This is a genomic window from Agrobacterium tumefaciens (assembly GCF_005221325.1).
In the GTDB taxonomy this organism is placed as follows: Bacteria; Pseudomonadota; Alphaproteobacteria; order Rhizobiales; family Rhizobiaceae; genus Agrobacterium.
Map to the genome: position 1 here is coordinate 734,447 of NZ_CP039888.1, position 21,311 is coordinate 755,757.

15 protein-coding genes are annotated in these 21,311 nt (G+C 61.8%); 11 read left to right on the forward strand and 4 right to left on the reverse strand.

What is annotated here, in order from left to right:
* The first annotated feature begins 5 nt into the window (after positions 1-5).
* The 10 genes from CFBP5499_RS03910 to CFBP5499_RS03955 all read left to right on the forward strand — a co-directional run bounded on the left by CFBP5499_RS03910 (position 6) and on the right by CFBP5499_RS03955 (position 11,296).
* Positions 6-434, forward strand: a complete 429-nt coding sequence (locus CFBP5499_RS03910; protein WP_080827407.1) for a hypothetical protein — start codon at positions 6-8, stop codon at positions 432-434.
* A gap of 159 nt (positions 435-593) precedes the next feature.
* The gene (gene ccmI, locus CFBP5499_RS03915) at positions 594-1,757 is read left to right on the forward strand and encodes a c-type cytochrome biogenesis protein CcmI (RefSeq protein WP_175416761.1); all 1,164 of its coding nucleotides are present in this window, start codon (positions 594-596) and stop codon (positions 1,755-1,757) included.
* Complete coding sequence (gene ccmE, locus CFBP5499_RS03920) at positions 1,754-2,266, forward strand: cytochrome c maturation protein CcmE (RefSeq protein WP_080825507.1); 513 nt, start codon at positions 1,754-1,756, stop codon at positions 2,264-2,266. The genes ccmI and ccmE overlap by 4 nt, the downstream gene beginning before the upstream one ends.
* Positions 2,263-4,254, forward strand: coding sequence for a heme lyase CcmF/NrfE family subunit (locus tag CFBP5499_RS03925; protein WP_080825506.1), 1,992 nt, complete (start codon positions 2,263-2,265; stop codon positions 4,252-4,254). The genes ccmE and CFBP5499_RS03925 overlap by 4 nt, the downstream gene beginning before the upstream one ends.
* The gene (locus CFBP5499_RS03930) at positions 4,251-4,718 is read left to right on the forward strand and encodes a cytochrome c-type biogenesis protein (protein ID WP_080825505.1); all 468 of its coding nucleotides are present in this window, start codon (positions 4,251-4,253) and stop codon (positions 4,716-4,718) included. The genes CFBP5499_RS03925 and CFBP5499_RS03930 overlap by 4 nt, the downstream gene beginning before the upstream one ends.
* A 153-nt stretch (positions 4,719-4,871) precedes the next feature.
* The gene (locus CFBP5499_RS03935) at positions 4,872-6,440 is read left to right on the forward strand and encodes a Do family serine endopeptidase (RefSeq protein ID WP_080825504.1); all 1,569 of its coding nucleotides are present in this window, start codon (positions 4,872-4,874) and stop codon (positions 6,438-6,440) included.
* Positions 6,441-6,741: 301 nt separating this feature from the next.
* Complete coding sequence (locus tag CFBP5499_RS03940) at positions 6,742-7,500, forward strand: response regulator transcription factor (protein ID WP_080825503.1); 759 nt, start codon at positions 6,742-6,744, stop codon at positions 7,498-7,500.
* A gap of 9 nt (positions 7,501-7,509) precedes the next feature.
* Positions 7,510-8,919: a sensor histidine kinase gene (locus CFBP5499_RS03945; protein WP_080825502.1), complete on the forward strand. Its 1,410-nt coding sequence runs from the start codon at positions 7,510-7,512 to the stop codon at positions 8,917-8,919.
* Between the two features lie 168 nt (positions 8,920-9,087).
* Positions 9,088-9,513, forward strand: coding sequence for a thiol-disulfide oxidoreductase DCC family protein (locus tag CFBP5499_RS03950; protein ID WP_080825501.1), 426 nt, complete (start codon positions 9,088-9,090; stop codon positions 9,511-9,513).
* Positions 9,514-9,574: 61 nt separating this feature from the next.
* Positions 9,575-11,296: an SDR family oxidoreductase gene (locus tag CFBP5499_RS03955; protein ID WP_080825500.1), complete on the forward strand. Its 1,722-nt coding sequence runs from the start codon at positions 9,575-9,577 to the stop codon at positions 11,294-11,296.
* Between the two features lie 66 nt (positions 11,297-11,362).
* Here the strand turns inward: CFBP5499_RS03955 and CFBP5499_RS03960 are convergent, their stop codons facing one another.
* Positions 11,363-12,217 (reverse strand): MipA/OmpV family protein, encoded by an 855-nt coding sequence (locus CFBP5499_RS03960; protein ID WP_175416608.1) that lies wholly within the window; start codon positions 12,215-12,217, stop codon positions 11,363-11,365.
* A 214-nt stretch (positions 12,218-12,431) separates the two neighbouring features.
* On the opposite strand from CFBP5499_RS03960, the gene CFBP5499_RS03965 reads away from it, so the two are divergent.
* Complete coding sequence (locus tag CFBP5499_RS03965) at positions 12,432-15,395, forward strand: bifunctional [glutamine synthetase] adenylyltransferase/[glutamine synthetase]-adenylyl-L-tyrosine phosphorylase (protein WP_080825499.1); 2,964 nt, start codon at positions 12,432-12,434, stop codon at positions 15,393-15,395.
* A 216-nt stretch (positions 15,396-15,611) separates the two neighbouring features.
* Here CFBP5499_RS03965 and CFBP5499_RS03975 read toward each other — a convergent pair whose 3' ends face one another.
* The 3 genes from CFBP5499_RS03975 to pepN form a co-directional block, all read right to left on the reverse strand.
* Positions 15,612-17,948 (reverse strand): PAS domain-containing sensor histidine kinase, encoded by a 2,337-nt coding sequence (locus CFBP5499_RS03975; RefSeq protein WP_080825498.1) that lies wholly within the window; start codon positions 17,946-17,948, stop codon positions 15,612-15,614.
* A gap of 184 nt (positions 17,949-18,132) precedes the next feature.
* Positions 18,133-18,507 carry a carboxymuconolactone decarboxylase family protein gene (locus CFBP5499_RS03980; RefSeq protein WP_080827405.1) on the reverse strand — a complete coding sequence of 125 codons (375 nt, stop codon included), beginning with the start codon at positions 18,505-18,507 and terminating at the stop codon, positions 18,133-18,135.
* A 135-nt stretch (positions 18,508-18,642) separates the two neighbouring features.
* The gene (gene pepN / locus CFBP5499_RS03985; protein ID WP_080825497.1) at positions 18,643-21,291 is read right to left on the reverse strand and encodes an aminopeptidase N; all 2,649 of its coding nucleotides are present in this window, start codon (positions 21,289-21,291) and stop codon (positions 18,643-18,645) included.
* Positions 21,292-21,311: the final 20 nt, after the last annotated feature.

Sequence of the window (21,311 nt, forward strand, 5' to 3'; positions counted from 1 at the left end):
TGACGATGCGTTCGCTGGTGTCACGCCCGGCACTTCTCTCGATCCTGTGTGTCTCGATGCTGAGCGCCTGCACCACCACGGGCACCCGCCCGGCTGGCGGCAGCCTGTTCGGCCGTTCGGCCCAGCCTTCCACGCCTTTTCTTGCCAATCTGCAAGGCGGCATCGTCGGGAAAAGCGGCGTGGAGCTCGACAGGGGCGACCAGACCAAGGCGCTGGAGGCGGAATACAAGGCGCTGGAAACAGCCCCGGTCGGCACGCCCGTCACCTGGGCCGGTGATGACGTCAAGGGTCAGGTGGTCGCCAATGCGCCCTATCAGGTCGGCAACCAGAACTGCCGGCAATATTCCCATACCCTCACTGTCGATGGGCGCGACACCAGGGTGCGCGGCGCGGCCTGCCGCAATGAGGATGGAAGCTGGTCTCCGCTGATCTGATCAGTTTGACGTAAATCAAGGTCACGGGCCTTCCGCGGTGACAAGAACAGGCACGGCGGAACAGCGAAACGGGGTCTGCGGTGCGGCGTGATGTCTCAAATTCACGTCATCCCCGCGCTTCGTGTTTCCATGTGCCGCGCATTCGAGTAATTGAGCCTTATGTTCTGGATTGTCGTTGCGATATTGACGGCGGCTGTCGCCATCGTCCTGATGTACCCGCTGATGCGGAAGACCGAGGCGCCGCAGACGCGCCGTGACGGTGAGGTTGCCGTTTATCGCGACCAGCTGGCCGAACTGGACCGCGAACGCGCCGCCGGCCTGATCGGCGAAATCGAGGCGGATTATGCCCGCGCCGAAATCGGCCGCCGCCTGCTTGCAGCCGCCGAAGCGGAAGAAGTGACGGCGAAAGAGGACCGGCCGCGCCGGCACAATCTCGCTGCCAGCCTCATCACCCTTCTGCTGCCGGCGCTGGGGCTCTGTCTTTACATCTGGAACGGTAGTCCGGACACGCCGGACATGCCGCTCGAGGCACGTCTTGAAAACCCGGGCAACGACATGAACCTGCTGGTCGCGCGGGCTGAGCGGCATCTGGCGCAGAACCCGGAGGACGGCGGCGGCTGGGATGTTCTGGCGCCGATCTATTTCAAGACGCTGCGGCTTGGCGATGCCGAACTTGCCTATCGCAACGCGCTTCGTATTCTCGGACCAAGCCCCGAACGGCTGACGGGTCTTGGCGAAACGCTGGTGGCCGGCAATGACGGCATCGTCATCGAGGCGGCGCGGGATGCGTTTGCTGAGGCCGAACAGCTGAAACCTGGCAATCCGCGCGCGCGCTTTTATCTGGCGCTGTCGCTGGAACAGGCGGGCAAGGCGGAAGAAGCGCGCGCGGCCTTTGCGGCGCTGGCGGCCGATGCGCCGGCTGGCGCGCCCTGGCTGCCGCTGGTGCGTGAACATATTGCCCGGACCGGCGGCGAAGCGACCCCTGCCGCACCCGGCCCGAGCGCTGAGGATATGGCAGCGGCCAATGACATGACGGCCACCGACCGGCAGGCGATGATCGAGGGCATGGTGGCGAGCCTCGATGCCAAGCTGAAGGACAACCCGGCCGATTTCGAAGGGTGGATGCGCCTCCTGCGCGCCTATTCCGTGCTGAAGAACGAGGCCAAGGCCGGTGAAGCCTTGCGGGCCGGCCTGCAGGCTTTCCCGCCGGAGGGTGAAAAGGGCAGGCAGCTTCTGGCGCTGGCGAAGGAATTGGGCGTTTCCGCCGGACCGATCCGCATGGATGGCCAGAAGGATGCCGCGCCGCAGGGAGTGACGCAATGACCCGCAAACAGAAACGGCTGGCGATCATCGGGGGCGGCATGAGCTTCATCGTAGCGGCGGTGCTGTTGGTCATGTTCGCCTTCGGCCAGTCCATCGCCTATTTCTATATGCCCGCCGATCTGGAAAAGACGCCGGTCAACCCCGGCACCCGCATCCGTCTTGGAGGTCTGGTGGCGGAAGGTTCGATCAAGCGTGGTGAGGGTCGCACGGTCAGCTTCACGGTGACGGATGGCGAGGCGACCGTGCCGGTCAGCTATACCGGCATCCTGCCCGATCTCTTCCGCGAAGGGCAGGGCGTGGTGACCGAAGGCATGTTCGATGCCGCCACCCATGGTTTCGTGGCCGACAGCGTGCTCGCCAAGCATGATGAGAACTACATGCCGAAGGAAGTGGCAGACCGGCTCAAGGACAAGGGCCTGTGGCAGCAGGGCGCTGAGGGAGCGGCACCCGCCGCCGCAACGCCCGCGGTCAGCGCCGCCTCAGGCGACAAAACCGGAGCAACCAGATGATCAACGAGATCGGCCATTATGTCCTCGTTCTGGCGCTTGGTGTGGGGCTGATTGTCTCGACGCTGCCGGTCATCGGCGCGCGCCGCAACGACCGCGCATTGATGGACGTCGCGTCCATCGGCTCTGTTTTGATGTTCCTTCTGGTTGGCCTGTCTTTCGCGGCACTGACGCGCGCCTATGCCGTTTCGGATTTTTCCGTGCGCAACGTCTGGGAAAACTCCCATTCGCTGATGCCGATGCTCTACAAGCTGACCGGCGTGTGGGGCAATCACGAAGGCTCCATGCTGCTGTGGCTGCTCATTCTGGTGTTTTTCAGCGCGCTCGTCGCCGCCTTCGGCCGCAACCTGCCGGAAACGCTCAAGGCCAATGTGCTTGCGGTACAGGCATGGATTTCCGTCGCCTTCCTGCTGTTCATCCTGCTCACCTCCAACCCCTTCCTGAGACTGGAGCGGGTGCCGGCCGAAGGGCAGGACCTCAATCCCATCCTTCAGGATTTCGGCCTCGCCATCCATCCGCCGCTGCTTTACCTCGGTTATGTCGGCTTTTCCGTCTGTTTCTCCTTTGCCGTCGCAGCACTTCTGGAAGGCCGGATCGACGCCGCCTGGGCGCGCTGGGTAAGGCCTTGGACGCTCGCCGCGTGGACCTTTTTGACCGCCGGTATCTCCATGGGCTCCTATTGGGCCTATTATGAACTCGGCTGGGGCGGCTGGTGGTTCTGGGATCCGGTGGAAAACGCCTCCTTCATGCCGTGGCTTGCCGGCACCGCGCTGCTGCATTCGGCGCTCGTGATGGAAAAGCGCGAGGCGCTGAAAATCTGGACCGTGCTTCTGGCGATCATGACCTTTTCGCTGTCGCTGCTCGGCACCTTCCTCGTGCGCTCCGGCGTTCTGACCTCCGTACATGCCTTTGCCACCGACCCGAGCCGCGGTATCTTCATTCTCGGCATTCTGACGATATTCATCGGTGGCGCCTTTGCGCTCTTTGCCTGGCGCGCACCGACGCTGAAGGCCGGCGGCCTGTTCGCGCCGATCTCGCGTGAGGGGGCGCTCGTCCTCAACAACCTGATCCTGACGGTCTCGACCGCCACGGTGTTGATCGGCACGCTTTACCCGCTCATTCTCGAAACCCTGACGGGTGAAAAAATCTCGGTCGGTGCGCCGTTCTTCAACCTCACCTTCGGCCTTTTGATGATCCCGGTCCTGATCGTCACGCCATTTGGGCCGATGCTGGCCTGGAAGCGCGGCGATCTTCTCGGAGCCTTCCAGCGGCTTTATGTGGCTGCCGCCATTGCAGCCCTTGCCGGGCTGGCGCTCTGGTATGTTGAAAATGGCGGTCCGGTGCTGGCAGCGCTCGGCATTGCCGCCGGTTTCTGGTTGATCTTCGGGGCGCTCACCGATCTCTGGTATCGCGCCAATTTCGGCAAGCTGGCCTTCGGCATCGCGTTCCGCCGCCTGAAAGGCCTGCCGCGCTCGGCCTTCGGTACGGCGCTGGCGCATATGGGTCTTGGCATCACCGTGCTCGGCATCGTCATCGTCACCACCTATGAGACCGAAACGGTTCTGGAAATGAGACAGGGCATGGTGGCGGAAGCGGGCGGTTACAGCCTGACCTTCGACGGCATCCGCCACGCCGTTGGCCCTAATTTCACCGAGGATCGCGGCCATTTCACCGTGCGTAAGGCGGGTGTGGAGGTGGCCGACGTCTGGTCGTCCAAGCGGCTTTACACCGCCCGCCGCATGCCGACGACGGAAGCCGGCATCCTGACCTTCGGCCTCAGCCAGCTTTATGTTTCGCTCGGCGACCCCATGGCCGATGGCGGCATGGTGGTTCGTATCTGGTGGAAACCCTTCATCCTCTGCATCTGGGGCGGCACGCTGTTCATGATGGCGGGCGGTTTGATCTCGCTCTCCGACAGACGGTTGCGGGTGGGTGCGCCGACCCGCAAGGCGAAGCCGGTCCGGACGGCGATGCCGGAGGCGGCGGAATGAGGGAGGTTGTGGTAAGGCTCGCTCTTCTTCTCACTCTCATCTTCGCTGCAGCTTCTCCCGCTATCGCCTTCAACCCGGACGAAGTGCTCAAAGACCCCGTGCTGGAACAGCGCGCCCGCAACCTCACGTCGCAGCTCCGCTGCATGGTTTGCCAGAACCAGTCGATCGATGACAGCAATGCCGAGCTGGCGCGTGACCTGCGTGTCCTCGTGCGCGAAAGGCTGGTTCAGGGCGACAGCGACAAGGCCGTCATCGATTATGTCGTTTCGCGTTACGGCGAGTTCGTGCTCTTGAAGCCGCGTCTCAGCCTGCGCACCGTGCTTTTGTGGGGCGCGCCCATCGGCCTCACCCTTGCCGGGATTTTCGCCGTCGTCGTGTTTTCGCGCCGCCGCGCCACTCAGGAACGCCCACAAAAACTGAGTGCGGATGAAGAAGCGCGCATTCGCAATCTCATTGAAAAATAACCTGATTTCATTTTCGTCTTCGGTTCTTTTTCAACATTACGGATTTTTCATTCCTCAGACACTTCGCCGTAAGGTGTTGCCTCCTATATCTTCATCATCCACCGCTTCCCCGGTCACACGGGTTTCAGTCTGAATGAAGAAAGAAGGTACACCATGTCTCATTCGCAAAACGGCCATTCCTCGCTGAAGACGGCCTCGCTGAAGACGGCCCTGAAGGCCACGACCGTTGGCGGCCTCGCGGCGCTGATGCTGTCGACGGGTATCGCCGCACCGATCCTCCACTCCTTTGCCGCCCCCGTCGAAGTGACCGCACCGCAGGTTCCGAGCTTCGCCAATGTGGTTGATGCCGTCTCGCCCGCCGTCGTTTCCGTTCGCGTGCAGTCGAACGTGCAGCCGGCTTCCGACGATTCCAGCAACTTCTCCTTCAATTTCGGCGGCCGCGGCCTCGACCAGCTGCCGGATGACCATCCGCTGAAGCGTTTCTTCAAGGAATTCGGCGGCCCCAACCAGGATCGCTCCGACCGTGGTCCGAACCGTCACCGTGACGGCAAGGGTCCGCTGCGCCCTGTTGCCCAGGGCTCCGGCTTCTTCATCTCCGAAGACGGTTATGTCGTCACCAACAACCACGTCGTTGACGACGGTTCCGCCTACACGGTCGTGATGAATGACGGCACCGAACTCGAAGCCAAGCTCGTCGGCCGCGACCCGCGCACCGATCTGGCGCTTCTGAAGGTCGATGTGAACCGCAAGTTCACCTATGTGAAATTCGCCGATGACACCAAGATCCGCGTAGGTGACTGGGTCGTCGCCGTCGGTAACCCCTTCGGCCTCGGCGGTACGGTCACCTCGGGCATCATTTCGGCCCGCGGCCGCGATATCGGCTCCGGCCCCTATGACGACTATCTGCAAATCGACGCTGCCGTGAACCGCGGTAACTCCGGTGGCCCCGCCTTCAACCTCAACGGTGAAGTGGTCGGCATCAACACAGCCATCTTCTCGCCCTCCGGCGGCAATGTCGGTATCGCTTTCGCCATCCCGTCCTCGGTTGCCAAGGATGTGATCGCCGACCTGCAGAAGGACGGCAAGGTGGAGCGCGGCTGGCTCGGCGTGCAGATTCAGCCCGTCAGCAAGGATATCGCCGAATCGCTCGGCCTTGCTGAAGCCAAGGGTGCTCTCGTTGTTTCGCCGCAGTCCGGCTCGCCGGGCGACAAGGCCGGCATCAAGCAGGGTGACATCATCACCGCCGTCAACGGCGATCCCGTCAAGGATGCCCGCGACCTCTCGCGCCGCATCGGCGGCATGGCCCCCAATGCCAAGGTCGAAATCTCACTGTGGCGCGGCGGCAAGTCGCAGTCCGTGACGGTGACGCTCGGCGATCTCACCAGCGATGAAGCCTCGAAGTCGGCACCAACCCAGAACGACGACAAGGGCAGCCAGTCTTCCAGCGAGAAGGTGTTGTCGAGCCTCGGCCTGACGGTATCCCCTTCCGATGACGGCAACGGCCTTGCCATCACCGATGTCGACCCCGACAGCGATGCCGCTGCCCGTGGCCTGAAGACGGGTGAGAAGATCACCTCGGTCAACAACCAGCAGGTGGCTTCCGCAGCCGATATCGAGAAGATCCTCGAGCAGGCCAAGAAGGACGGACGCTCCAAGGCGCTGTTCCAGATCCAGACGGATGACGGCAGCCGCTTCATCGCTCTGGATATCGACCAGGGCTGATAAGCTGAAAGGCGACGCCGGTTCTTTTCGGAGCCGGCGTCGTATCTCGCACTTGTGATGGGCGGTTGAGCATGGCAGGGCGTCGCGGCCCGTTTCTTCTCCCCGAGGGGGAGAAGATGCCCCGAAAGGGGCAGATGAGGGGGTAACCTCTCAGCCCGTCGCCAACGCCGCCCCCCTCATCCCACTGCCGCGACCTTCTCCCCGGCGGGGAGAAGAAACAAGCGGCACCCGCCCGATCCAAAGGCGGTTAGCGGTCTTGAAGTGCGATGGTGCCAATGACCAGGTCTTCGGAGGAAACCTTATGGAAAACAAGGTTCAGGAAATGTCTGTCGCATCTGTTTCCGGTTGTGTCGAAAAGGGCGACGGCGCTATTGTCCCGCACATGAAGATTCTTGTCATTGAAGACGACCTCGAGGCTGCGGCCTATATGACCAAGGCGTTCCGCGAAGCCGGGATTGTCGCCGATCACGCCAGCGATGGCGAGAGCGGTTTGTTCATGGGCTGTGAGAATTCCTACGACGTGCTGGTGATCGACCGCATGCTGCCGCGCCGCGACGGGCTTTCCGTCATCAGCGAGCTGCGCCGCCGCGGCATCGAGACGCCGGTGCTGATCCTTTCCGCATTGGGTCAGGTGGATGACCGCGTGACGGGCCTGCGCGCCGGCGGCGATGATTACCTGCCGAAACCCTATGCCTTTTCCGAACTGCTTGCGCGCATCGAGGTGCTGGGCCGCCGCAAGGGCAAACCCGAGCAGGACATGATCTACCGCGTCGGCGATCTCGAACTCGACCGGCTGTCGCATGACGTTCGCCGTGGCGGCAAGGAAATCCTGCTGCAGCCGCGCGAATTCCGCTTGCTGGAATATCTGATGAAGAATGCCGGCCAGGTGGTGACCCGTACCATGCTTCTGGAAAACGTCTGGGATTATCACTTTGACCCGCAGACCAATGTCATCGACGTGCATGTTTCGCGCCTGCGCTCGAAGATCGAGAAGGACTTCGAGAAGCCGCTCTTGAAGACCATTCGCGGCGCTGGTTACATGATGAAGGACGAGGGCTGATTGGCGAAAATGGCCCGCCTCAGAATATTGTTCAGATCGACGGCGGTGCGCCTCTCGGCGCTTTATATCCTGCTGTTCGCCCTCTGCGCCGCCTTCCTCGTCTTTTACGTCACCGCCCTGTCGGAACGGCTGCTGAACCAGCAGACGCGTGATGCCGTTCTGCAGGAAGTCTCGGATGTGCAGCGCATCTATAATCGCGGCGGCATCAATCCACTGCTGAGGATGATGGAGCGCCGCGCCCGCCAGCCGGGCGCGAGCCTTTACATCATTGCCGGCCCGAATGGCGAAATCCTTGCCGGCAACGTCGCCTCCGTACAGCCCGGCGTCTTCGACAAGGAAGGTTGGACGGGTTTCCCCTTCCGTTACGAGCGTTATTCCGAAAGCGGCGACAGCGTGCAGCATCTCGCCACCGCCAATGTTTTCATGCTGGACAATGGCCTGCGCATCCTGATCGGCCGCGATCTCGGCGAGCCGACAAAGTTCCGGGCCCTGGTGCGCAATGCGCTGATGGTGGCGCTTGCGATCATGAGCGGCGGTGCCTTGCTCATCTGGTTCGGCATCGGCCGCAATGCTCTGAAGCGCATCGACCGCATGTCCGCGGCGACCAAGAAGATCATGGCCGGCGACCTTTCCCAGCGCCTGCCGCAGGGCCGCTCCGGCGATGAATTCGACCGGCTGTCCGGCTCGCTCAATGCCATGCTCGGCCGCATCGAAAAGCTGAACGAGGGCCTGCGGCAAGTCTCCGACAACATCGCCCATGACCTGAAGACACCGCTGACGCGGCTTCGCAACAAGGCGGCCGCAGCACTTGATGACAATGACGAGACGAAACGGCGCGCCGCTCTTGAAGGCATCATCGCGGAATCCGATCAGCTCATCCGCACCTTCAACGCGCTGTTGATGATCTCCCGCGTCGAGGCAGGCTCGATTGCCGCCGAAATGACCGATGTGGACATGTCGGCGATTGCCGCTGACAGCGCCGAACTCTACGAGCCGGTGGCCGAGGATGCCGGCCTTGCGCTGGAATCGCAGATAGAGCCGGACCTTTCGGTGCAGGGCAATCGCGAACTGATCGGGCAGGCGCTTTCCAACCTCATCGACAATGCCATGAAATATGCCTGCGAAGGCGAGGGCGACAAAAAACTCGTCGTCCGTCTGGTGAAGGAGGCGGAGGCGATTGTGCTCTCCGTCGCCGATAATGGTCCCGGCATTCCCGCCGACAAGCGCGGCGAGGTGCTGAAGCGTTTCGTGCGGCTGGATGAGAGCCGCTCCAAACCGGGCACGGGCCTTGGCCTGTCTTTGGTTGAGGCCGTGATGGAGCTGCACGGCGGATCGCTGGTGCTCTCGGACACGGATGCCACCAATACGGCCTGTCCGGGACTGACCATTTCGATGGTTTTCCCCATTTCAAAGCCTTAAGTCGAGCGATCTGCGAGAACCCGCCGATATTCACGCAGAAATTCTTCTGCCTTCGGGAAATAACTGTCTTTTGAGATTGAATTGAAAGACGAACGGAAGAATAGTTGTAAGCATTATTGCTGAACTTATTCGTCGGTTGCACAGCAATCGACAAAGGGCGTGTGACGGATGACAGGTATATTTCCCTCGGCGAACGGCCGGCATCAACCGATCATCCTGTTCGACGCCGAATGTGTTCTGTGTTCTGCCAATGCGCAATTCGTGCTGCGGCATGACCGGGCGGGCCATTTCCGGCTGGCCTCCATGCAGGGCGCTGTCGGCACGGAAATCTACCGGCGTTACGGCATGGACCCGAAAAATCCCGTCAGCATGCTCGTTGTCGATGGCGACAGGATGCGACAGGACAGCGACGCCGTCCTGAGCATCTACGAGGCGCTCGGTATGCCCTGGCGGCTGGTGTTCGTCTTGCGGATCATTCCCGCATTTTTGCGCGATCCCGTCTATCGCTGCTTTGCCCGCAACCGCTACCGCTGGTTCGGAAAACGTGAACAATGCTGGGTGGCGCCGCCGGAATACAGGGACCGGATTCTTTGAGCAAGGTGAGGACTACCCGTTCAAGCAATCCCGGCATCGGCACAAATGCGATGGCAACGTGATGAAAATATTGATTCTCGGTGGTTATGGCGTGTTCGGCGGCCGGTTGACGGAATTGCTGGCCGATATTTCCAGCATTGAAATTCTTGTCTGCGGCCGCAGCCTTGCGCGGGCGCAGGCCTTTTGTGCTGGATGGCACGGAGAGGCGCAACTGCGTCCTCTGATGCTCGATCGGCGTGATATCGCCGAGGCTTTGCGCATCCATAAACCCGATCTCGTGGTCGATGCCTCCGGGCCGTTCCAGAATTACGGCGACGCCTGTTACGCCGTGATAGAGGCCTGCATCGACGCTGGAACCGACTATCTCGATTTTGCCGATGCCGCCGATTTCGTTTTCGGGGTGAACCGGTTCGACGCGCGGGCCAAAGCTGCCGGTATTTTTGTACTGTCCGGCGTCAGCAGCTTCCCGGTGCTGACAGCGGCTGTGCTGCGCGAGATGGCAAAGACCATGGAGATCGCCACTGTCGAGGGCGGCATAGCGCCATCCCCCTATGCCGGGATCGGTCTCAACGTCATGCGTGCGGTCGTGGGTTATGCCGGTGCGCCGATCAAGCTCTGGCGACATGGCAGGTTGGCGCACGGCATCGGTCTTGCGGAAAGCATGCGTTTCACCGTGGCCGTGCCCGGCAGGCTGCCGCTGCGCAATATTCATTTTTCGCTGGTCGACGTACCGGATCTGCAGGTGATCCCGCCCGAACATCCGTCGATGACGGATCTATGGATGGGTGCCGGCCCGGTTCCGGAATTTCTGCACCGCATGTTGAATCTTCTCGCGAAGGTGAGGGCGCGGTTCGGCCTTCCTTCATTCGCGCCGCTGTCACCGCTCTTTCATGCCGTGCTGAACCGCATGCGCTTTGGCGAACATCGCGGCGGCATGTTCGTTCGCGCAAAGGGCAGGGCGTCGGGCAAGCCGGTGGAGATGAGCTGGCATCTTCTGGCCGAAGGTGATGACGGCCCCTACATTCCCTCCATGGCGATCGAGGCCCTTATCCGCAAGATGCTGAGCGGTGAGCGCCCGCTGCCCGGTGCACGCGCCGGCACTGGCGCACTGGAACTGACGGACTATAACCTGCTCTTTCACAGCAAAACCATCTTCACGGGGTTTCGCAGAGAAGAACCCGGCGCGCCATTGTTCTACAGGCTTCTCGGCCCGGCCTTCGATGATTTGCCGCCGCCTGTGCGGGAGCTGCACGACAGCAATGAAGCGCGAGAGTGGCGTGGCGTTGCAGACATACGACGCGGAAAAGGCGTGCTGGTGCGCATGATTTCCGCGGCTCTCCGCTTTCCGCCGGCGGGAAAGCGGGTGCCGGTGAGCGTTGCCTTCACACCGGAAAAGGGGGCGGAGCGCTGGATACGGAATTTCGACGGCAGACGCTTCTCGTCCATGCTTTCGGCCGGAACAGGCAAGGATCAATATTTGCTGGCGGAGCGCTTCGGTTTCGTCACCGTTGCTCTGGCGCTGGTGATCGATGGTGGTCGGCTGGCTCTCGTGCCACGGCGATGGCACCTTCTGGGTGTGCCGCTGCCCGGCTTTCTTCTGCCGAGGGGCGTAAGCTTCGAGGCTGAAGCGGACGGTCGTTTTTGTTTCGACGTCGAAATTTCCTTGCCCTTCGCGGGTCTCGTCGTTGCTTACAAGGGTTTGCTGGAGCCGGCTGCCGGCTCCGCGAAACCGGGCAGCCCCAGTGAAACGCCGTGCGGCGCTTCACTGGGTGAGGAGGCGTAAGGGACAGGGACGCTTCCTCAGGGCAACAAGCGTCACGCCCGGCGGTGCATGGCCCGATTTCGCGGCTCAGAATGTGTAGGACATGCCGATCATTGCGAAGGGCTGGATATCCTTCTTCGACAGGGGGCTGTCCTTGGCGTCGCCAATCAGGAAGCCGGCACCACCCATCCCCGTCACCGTCCAGTTTTCGGTCATCATGTAGGAGATCGAAGCGGTGGCATCGATGCGCTTGAAACCGGCCTTCGCATCATAGCGGCGCAGGCCGGAGCGGGCGGATTGCGCCGAGGTGACGCCAAAATAGGATTTCATGTGGTTGTCGTCCGCCCAGGTGGCGGAGAGGTCGGCGCCGAGGATGAACTGGTCGATCTTGTGCGAAACGCTCGCGCCGACGGTTGCGATCAGGCCTTCGCTGCCGCCGATGGTCTTGTCCACCTTGGCGTAGATTTCGAAAGGCTCGACGCCATAGGCGATGACGCCGCCGACCACGCCACCGGCCTTGATGTCGCCCAGACCGCGCAGGTTCTTCCGGTCATCCTTTTCCTTGCGGCCACCTTCCCAGCCACCCGTGATGCCGAGCCTGAAACCGTTCTGGTTCAGGAGATTGACGGTTGCGCCGCTGAAATCGATGTTGAGGAAATCCCCGTAGGCCACGGAAACCAGCGGTACGGCGCCTACTTCCAGCTTGTCCGAACCCTCATATTTCGGGGCATAGGCCGCGCCGACGCCGAGCGTGATTTTCCACTCGCTGGAATTGCTGTAGCGGGCATTGTCGAAACCCGCGCCCGGATCGGCCATGCGGTCCGACTTGCCGAGATCGGCGGCGAAGGCAGGCGTGCAGACCGCCTCGGCCGCCGTCAGGCAGAGCGCCGCGGCGAGCAGTTTTTTCTGAAATTTCACGTTAAGAATCTTTTTCATGATCATATCCGTTGCAGCGCCAATCCTTCGAAACCGGGGGAGTGGGGTTTCGTTGAGGGTGACGCTACGCGGGCATAATTGCGGAGACATTACGCGGTGCCGGTTCTGGTAAAACATCGCCGCAAGCGGTTTTCTGATCGCAAAGCGCTGCGCATTTGTTACAACGCCAGAGAGGCGCGCTGGAGGCTTTGGCGGGTCGGGCGGAAGAGGGAGAGAGACAGTGACGAAACGGGAAACCGTCGAGAGGCGGCTGAGCGAGGTTCCGCCGGGCGTGATCCGCCCCTATACGCAGACGGAACTGAAATCCGTTCTTTCGACGCTGAAGGACATCGGCAAGGCCGAGCCGGCGGTGGCCGCGCTGCTGGCCAGCGAAGGCCCGCTCAAGGATTTCATCGCCGCTGCTTTCACCCTGTCGCCCTATCTGCGCGACATGGCGGCGGCGGATGAAGGGCTTCTGACGCTGGCGATTTCGAAGCCGCTGGAGCCGCTGCTGACCGATCTGGTGCGTGACGCGCGTGGTTGCTGGAAACCCGCAGAGGGCGCGATACCCGTCGAAAACGAGGTGATGTCACGGCTCAGGATCGCCAAGCGGCGGCTTTCTTTCGTTGCGGCTCTTGCCGATCTCGCCCGCATTTTCACCGCCCGCGATACGACGCGCTGGCTGAGCGACATGGCGGATGCATCGCTGTCCGCCGCCATCGATCACCTGCTGCTCTCAGCCCATGAGAGCGGCAAGCTGAAACTGAAGAATGTTGCCGCACCCAGCGAGGGTTCCGGCCTGATCGTGCTCGGCATGGGCAAGCTCGGCGCGCGCGAACTCAACTATTCCTCCGATATCGATGCCGTCGTGTTTTTCGAGCCTTCGGCTGGAATCATGGACGATCCCTATGATGCGACGGAGAATTTCGGCCGCATGATGCGCCGCCTCGTGCGCATCATGCAGGAGCGCACGGCCGATGGTTATGTCTTCCGCACCGATCTCCGGCTGCGGCCCGATCCCGGCTCGACACCGCTCGCCATCCCCGTGGAGGCGGCGCTGCTTTATTACGAGGGCAGGGGCCAGAACTGGGAACGCGCCGCCTATATCAAGGCGCGACCGGTGGCCGGCGATATCAAAGCGGGCGACAACTTCCTGCGCGAACTGACGCCCTTCATCTTCCGCAAATATCTCGATTATGCGGCAATTGCCGATATCCACTCCATCAAGCGGCAGATCCATGCCCATAAGGGCCATGGCGCCATTGCGGTGAAGGGCCACAATGTCAAACTCGGGCGCGGCGGCATCCGCGAAATCGAGTTCTTCGCCCAGACGCAGCAGCTGATCGCCGGCGGCCGCATGCCGCCGCTGCGCGTGCGGGCGACCGAGGAGGCGCTGGCGGCGCTGACCGAGGCGAAATGGATCGACGCCGAGACACGCGACAGCCTGACGGAGGCCTATTGGTTCCTGCGCGAGGTGGAGCATCGCATCCAGATGGTGCGCGACGAGCAGACCCATGTGCTGCCCGATACCGAAGCCGAATTGAAGCGCATCGCCTTCATGCTCGGTTTCGAGGACACAAAGACTTTCTCGGAAAAGCTGGAAGAGGTGCTGCGGCTGGTGGAGCGCCGTTATTCGGCGCTATTCGAGCAGGAGGTAAAACTATCGGGCGAGGCCGGTAATCTGGTCTTCACCGGCCAGAAGGACGATCCCGATACGCTGAAGACGCTCTCCACGCTTGGTTTTCAGCGGCCGGAGGATATTTCCCGCGTCATCCGCACCTGGCACAATGGCCGTTACCGGGCGACGCAGTCGGTCGAGGCGCGCGAGCGGCTGACGGAATTGACGCCGGACCTGCTGCGCGCTTTTGGCGAAAGCAAGCGGGCGGACGAGGCGCTGCTGCGTTTCGACAATTTCCTCTCCGGCCTGCCGGCGGGCATCCAGCTTTTCTCGCTGCTCGGCAACAATCCGGCGCTGCTCGATCTGCTGGTGACGATCATGTCCTCCGCGCCACGGCTTGCGGAAATTATCGCCGCTCGCCCGCATGTCTTCGACGGCATGCTGGATCCGGCGCTGATGAGCGATGTGCCGACGCGCGAATATCTCGCCCACCGCATGGGCAATTTTCTCTCCAATGCCCGCCATTACGAGGATATTCTCGACCGCCTGCGCATCTTCGCCGCCGAGCAGCGGTTCCTCATCGGTGTCAGGCTGCTGACCGGCGCGATCCGCGGCGAGGTCGCCGCCCGCGCTTTCACCCACCTCGCCGATCTGGTGATTGAGGCGGCGCTGAATGCCGTCCTTTCGGAGATGGAGGCGGCGCACGGACTTTATCCCGGCGGGCGCGTGGCCGTCATTGGCATGGGTAAGCTCGGCTCCTTCGAGTTGACCGCCGGTTCGGATGTCGATCTCATCCTGCTTTACGACTATGATGATAGCGCCCATGAATCCACCGGTGCAAAACCGCTCGATGTGGTGCGTTATTTCACCCGCGTCACCCAGCGGCTGATCGCTGCCCTATCGGCCCCGACGGCGGAAGGCGTGCTCTACGAGGTTGACATGCGGTTGCGTCCCTCCGGCAATAAAGGCCCGGTGGCGACCCGCATTTCCGCCTTCGAGAAATACCAGCGCGAGGAGGCCTGGACCTGGGAGCACATGGCGCTGTCGCGCGCCCGCCTCATCTGCGGCGAGGCCTCGCTGATGGAGGATGCCCGCCGCATCATCGCCTCCATCCTTTCGCAAAAACGCGATGTGGCCAAGGTCTCCACCGACGTGCTGGAAATGCGCAGCCTGATCGAGCAGGAAAAGCCGCCGGAAAACAACTGGGACTTCAAGCTCATCAATGGCGGCCTGATCGACCTCGAATTCATCGCCCAATATCTGGCGCTGGTCGGGCCGGTTAAGGGCCTTGCGGTGCACGAACCCGGTCGCAACACGGCGGAAGCGCTACAGGCGCTCGCCGCACCCGTGATGGAGCCGCAGGCTTTCGACGACTGCATGGCGGCGATGGGGCTTTATACGGAAATATCGCAAATCGTGCGGCTGTGTATCGATGGCGCCTTTAATCCGAAGGAAGCGCCGGCCGGATTGATCGATCTTGTGTGCCGGGCGGGGGATTGCCCTGACATTCCGACGCTTGAGGGGGAGGTCAAGCGGTTGTCGAAGGCGGTGCGGAAGGCGTTTGTGGCGGTGGTGAAGAATGGGTGATGTGGGCGGTTGTGGTTTACCCCCCTCTGCCCTGCCGGGCATCTCCCCCTCAAGGGGGGAGATCAGCTGGAGGCTAACGCTCGCTCACTCGCAACGTAAAAGATGGGGGGAAGGGTTCCGCATATCAATCTCCCCGGAGATGCCCGGCAGGGCAGAGGGGGGTATCCAGCGCACGGCGTTGCATACGGCCACACCCAAAGCGCAAACCCGCACCCCTCAATGCACCATCCCACACCGCCCCGCCGCATGCGGAATAATAATCGTCACCACCGTGCCCCGTCCTTCACAGGACCGGATCTTCATCGTGCCGCCATGCAGCTTGACGAGCGAGCGGGAAATCGCAAGCCCGAGACCGGAACCGCCCTGGCTTTTGGCATATTGGCTCTGCACCTGTTCGAAGGGCTGGCCGATCTTTTCCAGTGCCTGGGTGGGAATGCCGATGCCCGTGTCTGCTATGGTGAGGATCATGGCGGCCTGATGCACATGGGTGCGCAGCGCGATGCGGCCGCCGTCGCCGGTGAATTTCACGGCGTTTGACAGCAGGTTGAGCATGATCTGCTTCATGGCCCGGCGGTCGCCCTGCATCGTCAGCCCGGCGCAGACCTTCTGCTGCACGGTGATGTTCTTCTGTTCGGCCTGAATGGCGGTGAGACGCAGCGTTTCCTCGATCAGCGGCGCGAGATCGATGGTCTCGCGGTTGATGCGCATATGGCCGGCTTCAATCTTCGACATGTCGAGAATGTCGTTAATGACGTTGAGCAGGTGTTTGCCGCTGTCGTGGATATCGCGGGCATATTCGGAATATTTCGGCGAGCCGACCGGCCCGAACATCTCGTTTTGCAGGATGTCGGAAAAGCCGAGAATGGCGTTGAGCGGCGTGCGCAGCTCATGGCTCATATTGGCGAGGAATTCCGACTTCGCCCGGTTGGCGGCCTGGGCGCGTTCTTTTTCGGCAAGGTAATTGGCATTGGCGTCGGAAAGCTCGGTCTTCTGCCGCTCCAGCTTGTGCTGCGAGGCGGAGAGATCGCCGATGGTAGCCATCAGCCGGCGCTCGGAATCGCGCAGCCGTTCCTGATGACGCTTCAAAAGCGTGATGTCGGTGCCGACGGAAACGAGGCCACCATCGCGGGTGCGGCGTTCGTTGATCTGCAGCCAGCGGTCATCGGCAAGCTGCACTTCCGTGGTGCGCGACAGGCCGGACTGGTCCGGATCGGCAACGCGGCGCTCAACGACCGGGCGGGCTGCTGCGGCATAGACCGTGTTTTTTTCCGTGCCGGCCACCAGCACGCTGTCAGGCAGGCCATAGGCCTTCTGGTAATGGGTGTTGCACATCACGAGGCGATCGTTCTTGTCCCAGAGAACAAAGGCTTCCGAGGTGGATTCGATGGCGTCGGCAAGGCGCTGATCGGCCTCGGCGTAGCGTTGGGCAAGACGGTGCTGTTCGGTGACATCCATGGCGATGCCGATGACGCGTGGGCCGTTATTGGTGCGGATCACCTGGGCGCGGGCGCGAAGCCAGACATAGTGACCCTTGGAATGACGCATGCGAAAAATCTGGTCGATCTGGCGCAGGGTGCCGCAGCCGACGGCCCGGGCCAGCTCATAGAGATTGCCGTCTTCGGAATGCATCATGCGGGCCGCATCGGAAAAGGAAAGCGGCGCGGCCTTTGGTGGCAAGCCCAGGATTTCATAAAGCGAACCCGACCAGAACATGCGCCGGGTGGAAAGATCGAAATCCCACAGGCCGCAGCGACCGCGCGACAGCGCCGTCTCGACCCGCAGGTTGGATTCGGCAAAGATGTCATCGGCTTCGCGGGCGCGCTTCACCTGCATGTAATAGGCATAGAGCACGACGAGCAGGATGGAGGAGATGCCGGCGAACAACGTCACGTTCATGGCGATTTCGCTGCGCCAGAAGGAGCGGATCGGCTGCAATGAGCGTGCCGCGATCACCATCGCGCCGTCGTCACCGAAGGGGATCATCGTCGCGTAGTGCTGCTGGCCATCGATATTGGTCTCGATGGTGCCGGGCGCACCGGGGAAACGCTGCACGATGGCGATTTCGGGAAGCAGGGCAGGCAGCGAGGTGCCGACATAAAGCGTGGCATCCTTGCCGGCGCCCGCGAAGATGCGGCCATTGCTGCCAGAGAGCAGCACCATGGTGCCATCGGCAAGGCTGCCCGACGGCAAAGCGGCGACAAGGTTCGCCTCGGCGCGGGTACGATCCTGCGCGGTGAAGATCGTATCATTGTTGAGAAGCGCTGCCTTGGCGGTCAGTGCCGTCAGCGCGGTGGAGTGGCGGGCGGCCTCTTCCATGCGGCCATATTCGGCGACGATGCCCAGCATGCGCGAGGCGGCAACAACGACGAGGAAAGCGAGGATGAGAATGGGGATCAGGCGTTTCAGCAGGGTCTCGACCTGCGGCATCGGTCGGTCGGCGCCATTCATCAAACCCATCAGGTCGCTGGAAAGCCTTTCGCCCCAGGCCGCAAGATCAGAAAATTTGGCATACGGCCGCTCATCGCCCGCAGTCGCCCGCCGCACGTTCGTCATTGTCCCGCCTTTTAGAAGTCCCCACTGATTCGAAGCGCAGCCGCTCGAATATCCCTAATGAATCAAATGCGATTCCCTGTGTCCAGAGGCAAAAGTTAAAAGAATTTTAACCCCTTGAACCGACTCCGTATTTTTTCGGGACAATCTGTGCCCGCTTCGGGGAAAGCGGGATTCATGAACGAAATCAGTAAGCCGGCACGTCAATTCCGGCAGCTTCGGGACGCGGCCTGGAACGGCTTCGGGCTCCGTCGAAAGCGTCGAGAGCGGGGCCGAGCGCGCCGATCACGCCATTGCCGGCAGCGGGAAGACCGGTCAGCACCGCGCTGATGATATCGTCGCGGCTTGCACCGCGCGCCTTGGCTTCCATCACATGAAAACCAATGCCGCTTTCCAGGCGGAGTGCCGCCAGAATGGCGATATAGATCAGGCTCTGCGTCTTCACATCCAGCGTGGAGGCCGTACCGAGACCTTGCACCGCCTGAAACCATGCCGCCTTGTGCGCCGGGGCATCGGTCATGAAGCGTTGAAACGAAGCACTGGTCCTGGACATGTCCGTCATCTGCATTCCTTTCTGATTGAGGCCGCTATCGGCCCTTTGAGAGCATGATGCGGCCCAATGCAGAACGCCGCCTTGATGGAAATCAAGACGGCGTCATGGCGTGGATCAGAATGGCAGTGCAGCCTCGGCGGATGTTCAGCCCTTCAGGATGCGTCCGACAATATCGCTCACATCCGTCGACAGGCCCTTCGCCTCGGCAATGGTCGAAAGCGCGGCTTTCGCATGGTCGGCGCGGCTTGCCTCCAGCGACCGCCAGGAGCGCATGGAGGTGAGGATGCGGGCGGCAAGCTGCGGATTGCGCTTGTCGATGGCGATGATCTGCTCCGCGAGGAAACGATAGGCCGCGCCATCCGCACGGTGGAAACCGGTGGGGTTGGAAAAGGCGAGCGTGCCGACCAGCGAGCGCACCCGGTTCGGATTGGTGGCGATGAAATGTTTCGATTTCATCAGCGTCTTGATGCGTTCAAGCGCGCCGTCGCCGGGAATGGCGGCCTGCAGAGAGAACCACTTGTCGAGAACGAGCGCATTGTCGGCAAAGCGCGTTTCGAAGGCGGCAAGCGCTTGCTTCGTCTCGGCGCTGTCAGGGAAACGCTGCGTCAGGACGCTGAGCGCATGCGCGAGATCGGTCATGTTGGTGGCGTCAGCATAGGCCTTCGCTGCCCGCTCCGGTGTTCCCTCGGCAAAGGCGAGGAAGCTCAGGGCCCCGTTTCGCAGCGAACGGCGTCCGGCGCTGTCGGCATCGGGGCTGTAGGCCTCGCCATTGGCAGCGCTATCGGCAAGGCGCCGCAGCGTTTCGAGACCGGCCGTGGCAATCGCCGTGATCGTGGCATTGCGCGCCTTGTGGATGGCATCGGGATCGGTGTTGCCACCGAGTTCGCGGGCGATATCCGTTTCGCTCGGCAGGGCCAGCGCCTGCGCCCGGAATGCCGGCTCAAGCGCGTCATTGCCGATGATTTCGATGAGCGTGGCGGAGAGGGCCGCATCCGTGCGGATTTCTTCGCCGTTCTGCACCGCTCTGGTGGCGGCAATCAGCGCCGGCAGGGCAAGATCGGTCAACGCCTGGAAACGGGCGAACATGTCGGTTTCATGCCGGGCGATCTGCACCAGATCATCAGCATTCTGTTCGAAATCCAGATTGATCGGCGCCGAGAAACTGCGATTGATCGACAGCACCGGCCGCGACGAGATGCCGGAGAAGGAGAAGGTCTGGTTGCGTTCGGTCAGATGCAGCACGCCATCGCGATACTCGCCGCCTTCGACGGCCTGCGGTTCGGCGATCTGGCCGTTATCGAGGATCAGCGCCAGCGAGAGCGGAATGTGGCGCGGCTGCTTCACCGGCTGGCCGGGCGTCGGCGCCACGGTCTGTTCCAGCGTCAGCTTGAAGGTGGCATTGCCAGCATCATAGGCCGATGAGAGGGAGACGAGCGGCGTGCCCGCTTCCGTGTACCACAGCGAAAACTGTGAAAGATCACGGCCGCTGGCGTCAGCAAAACTCTTGACGAAATCCTCGACGGTTGCCGCGTCACCGTCATGGCGCTCGAAATAGAGGTCCATGCCCTTCTTGAAATCGTCAGCACCGAGGATCGTGGCGATCATGCGGGTGACTTCGGCACCCTTTTCATAAACGGTCGTCGTGTAGAAGTTGTTGATTTCACGATAGGTATCGGGGCGCGGCGGATGTGCCAGCGGACCGGAATCCTCCGGAAACTGCTCCGATTTCAGATGGCGTACATCGGCGATGCGCTTGACCGGGCGCGAGCGCATGTCGGCGGAAAACTCCTGGTCGCGATAGACCGTCAGGCCTTCCTTCAGGCACAGCTGGAACCAGTCGCGGCAGGTGATGCGGTTGCCGGTCCAATTGTGGAAATATTCATGCGCGATGATGCGCTCGATATTGGCGTAGTCAGCGTCAGAGGCGGTTTCCGGGTCGGCCAGCACGAATTTATCGTTGAAGACGTTGAGACCCTTGTTCTCCATCGCGCCCATGTTGAAATCGGACACAGCGACGATCATGAAGATATCGAGGTCGTATTCGCGTCCGAAGCGCTCTTCGTCCCACTTCATCGAGCGTTTCAGCGCATCCATGGCATAGGCCGCGCGCGGCTCCTTGCCGTGTTCGACATAAATCTTCAACGCCACGTCGCGGCCGGACATGGTGGTAAAAGTGTCTTCCACCACGCCGAGATCACCGGCGACAAGCGCGAAGAGATAGCTTGGTTTCGGGTGCGGATCGAACCAGGCCGCGAAGTGACGGCCTTCGTCATAGTTTCCGCCGCCCAGGAAATTGCCGTTCGAGAGCAGCAGCGGATTGCCTTCCTTCGCCGCGATGATCGTCACCGTATAGGGCGCCAGAACATCCGGGCGGTCGGGGAAATAGGTGATGCGGCGGAAACCTTCCGCCTCGCATTGGGTGCAATAAACGCCATTGGTGCGATAAAGCCCCATCAGCTGCGTATTGACCTGCGGGTTGATGTAATTGGTGACGCAGATCTCGAAGGGAGATTCGGCCGGCAGGTCGCGGATGGTCAGGCTGTCAGACGTCGCCTCATATTGGCCGGCGGGAAGCTCCACCTGGTCGAGCAGCAGGCTGGAAAGCGTCAACTCGTCGCCATCGAGAACCAGCGGTGCCTCACGCTCTGCGCCTTCGCGCCGGTGAAAGATCAGACGGGCTTCGACCTTGGTATTCTTGGGGTCGAGTTCGAAGGTGAGATCCACCCGCTCCAGAACGAAATCGGTGGGGCGGTAATCTGCCAGGTGAACGATCTGGCCCGTGTCTGTTCGCATGACTATCCCTGAATAACTTG

Coding starts and splice junctions, on each gene's coding strand:
- CFBP5499_RS03910 (WP_080827407.1), top strand. CDS start 6: ATGCGTTCGCTGGTGTCACGCCCGGCACTTCTCTCGATCCTGTGTGTC.
- ccmI (WP_175416761.1), top strand. CDS start 594: ATGTTCTGGATTGTCGTTGCGATATTGACGGCGGCTGTCGCCATCGTC.
- ccmE (WP_080825507.1), top strand. CDS start 1,754: ATGACCCGCAAACAGAAACGGCTGGCGATCATCGGGGGCGGCATGAGC.
- CFBP5499_RS03925 (WP_080825506.1), top strand. CDS start 2,263: ATGATCAACGAGATCGGCCATTATGTCCTCGTTCTGGCGCTTGGTGTG.
- CFBP5499_RS03930 (WP_080825505.1), top strand. CDS start 4,251: ATGAGGGAGGTTGTGGTAAGGCTCGCTCTTCTTCTCACTCTCATCTTC.
- CFBP5499_RS03935 (WP_080825504.1), top strand. CDS start 4,872: ATGTCTCATTCGCAAAACGGCCATTCCTCGCTGAAGACGGCCTCGCTG.
- CFBP5499_RS03940 (WP_080825503.1), top strand. CDS start 6,742: ATGGAAAACAAGGTTCAGGAAATGTCTGTCGCATCTGTTTCCGGTTGT.
- CFBP5499_RS03945 (WP_080825502.1), top strand. CDS start 7,510: ATGGCCCGCCTCAGAATATTGTTCAGATCGACGGCGGTGCGCCTCTCG.
- CFBP5499_RS03950 (WP_080825501.1), top strand. CDS start 9,088: ATGACAGGTATATTTCCCTCGGCGAACGGCCGGCATCAACCGATCATC.
- CFBP5499_RS03955 (WP_080825500.1), top strand. CDS start 9,575: ATGAAAATATTGATTCTCGGTGGTTATGGCGTGTTCGGCGGCCGGTTG.
- CFBP5499_RS03960 (WP_175416608.1), bottom strand. CDS start 12,217: ATGATCATGAAAAAGATTCTTAACGTGAAATTTCAGAAAAAACTGCTC.
- CFBP5499_RS03975 (WP_080825498.1), bottom strand. CDS start 17,948: ATGACGAACGTGCGGCGGGCGACTGCGGGCGATGAGCGGCCGTATGCC.
- CFBP5499_RS03980 (WP_080827405.1), bottom strand. CDS start 18,507: ATGACGGACATGTCCAGGACCAGTGCTTCGTTTCAACGCTTCATGACC.
- pepN (WP_080825497.1), bottom strand. CDS start 21,291: ATGCGAACAGACACGGGCCAGATCGTTCACCTGGCAGATTACCGCCCC.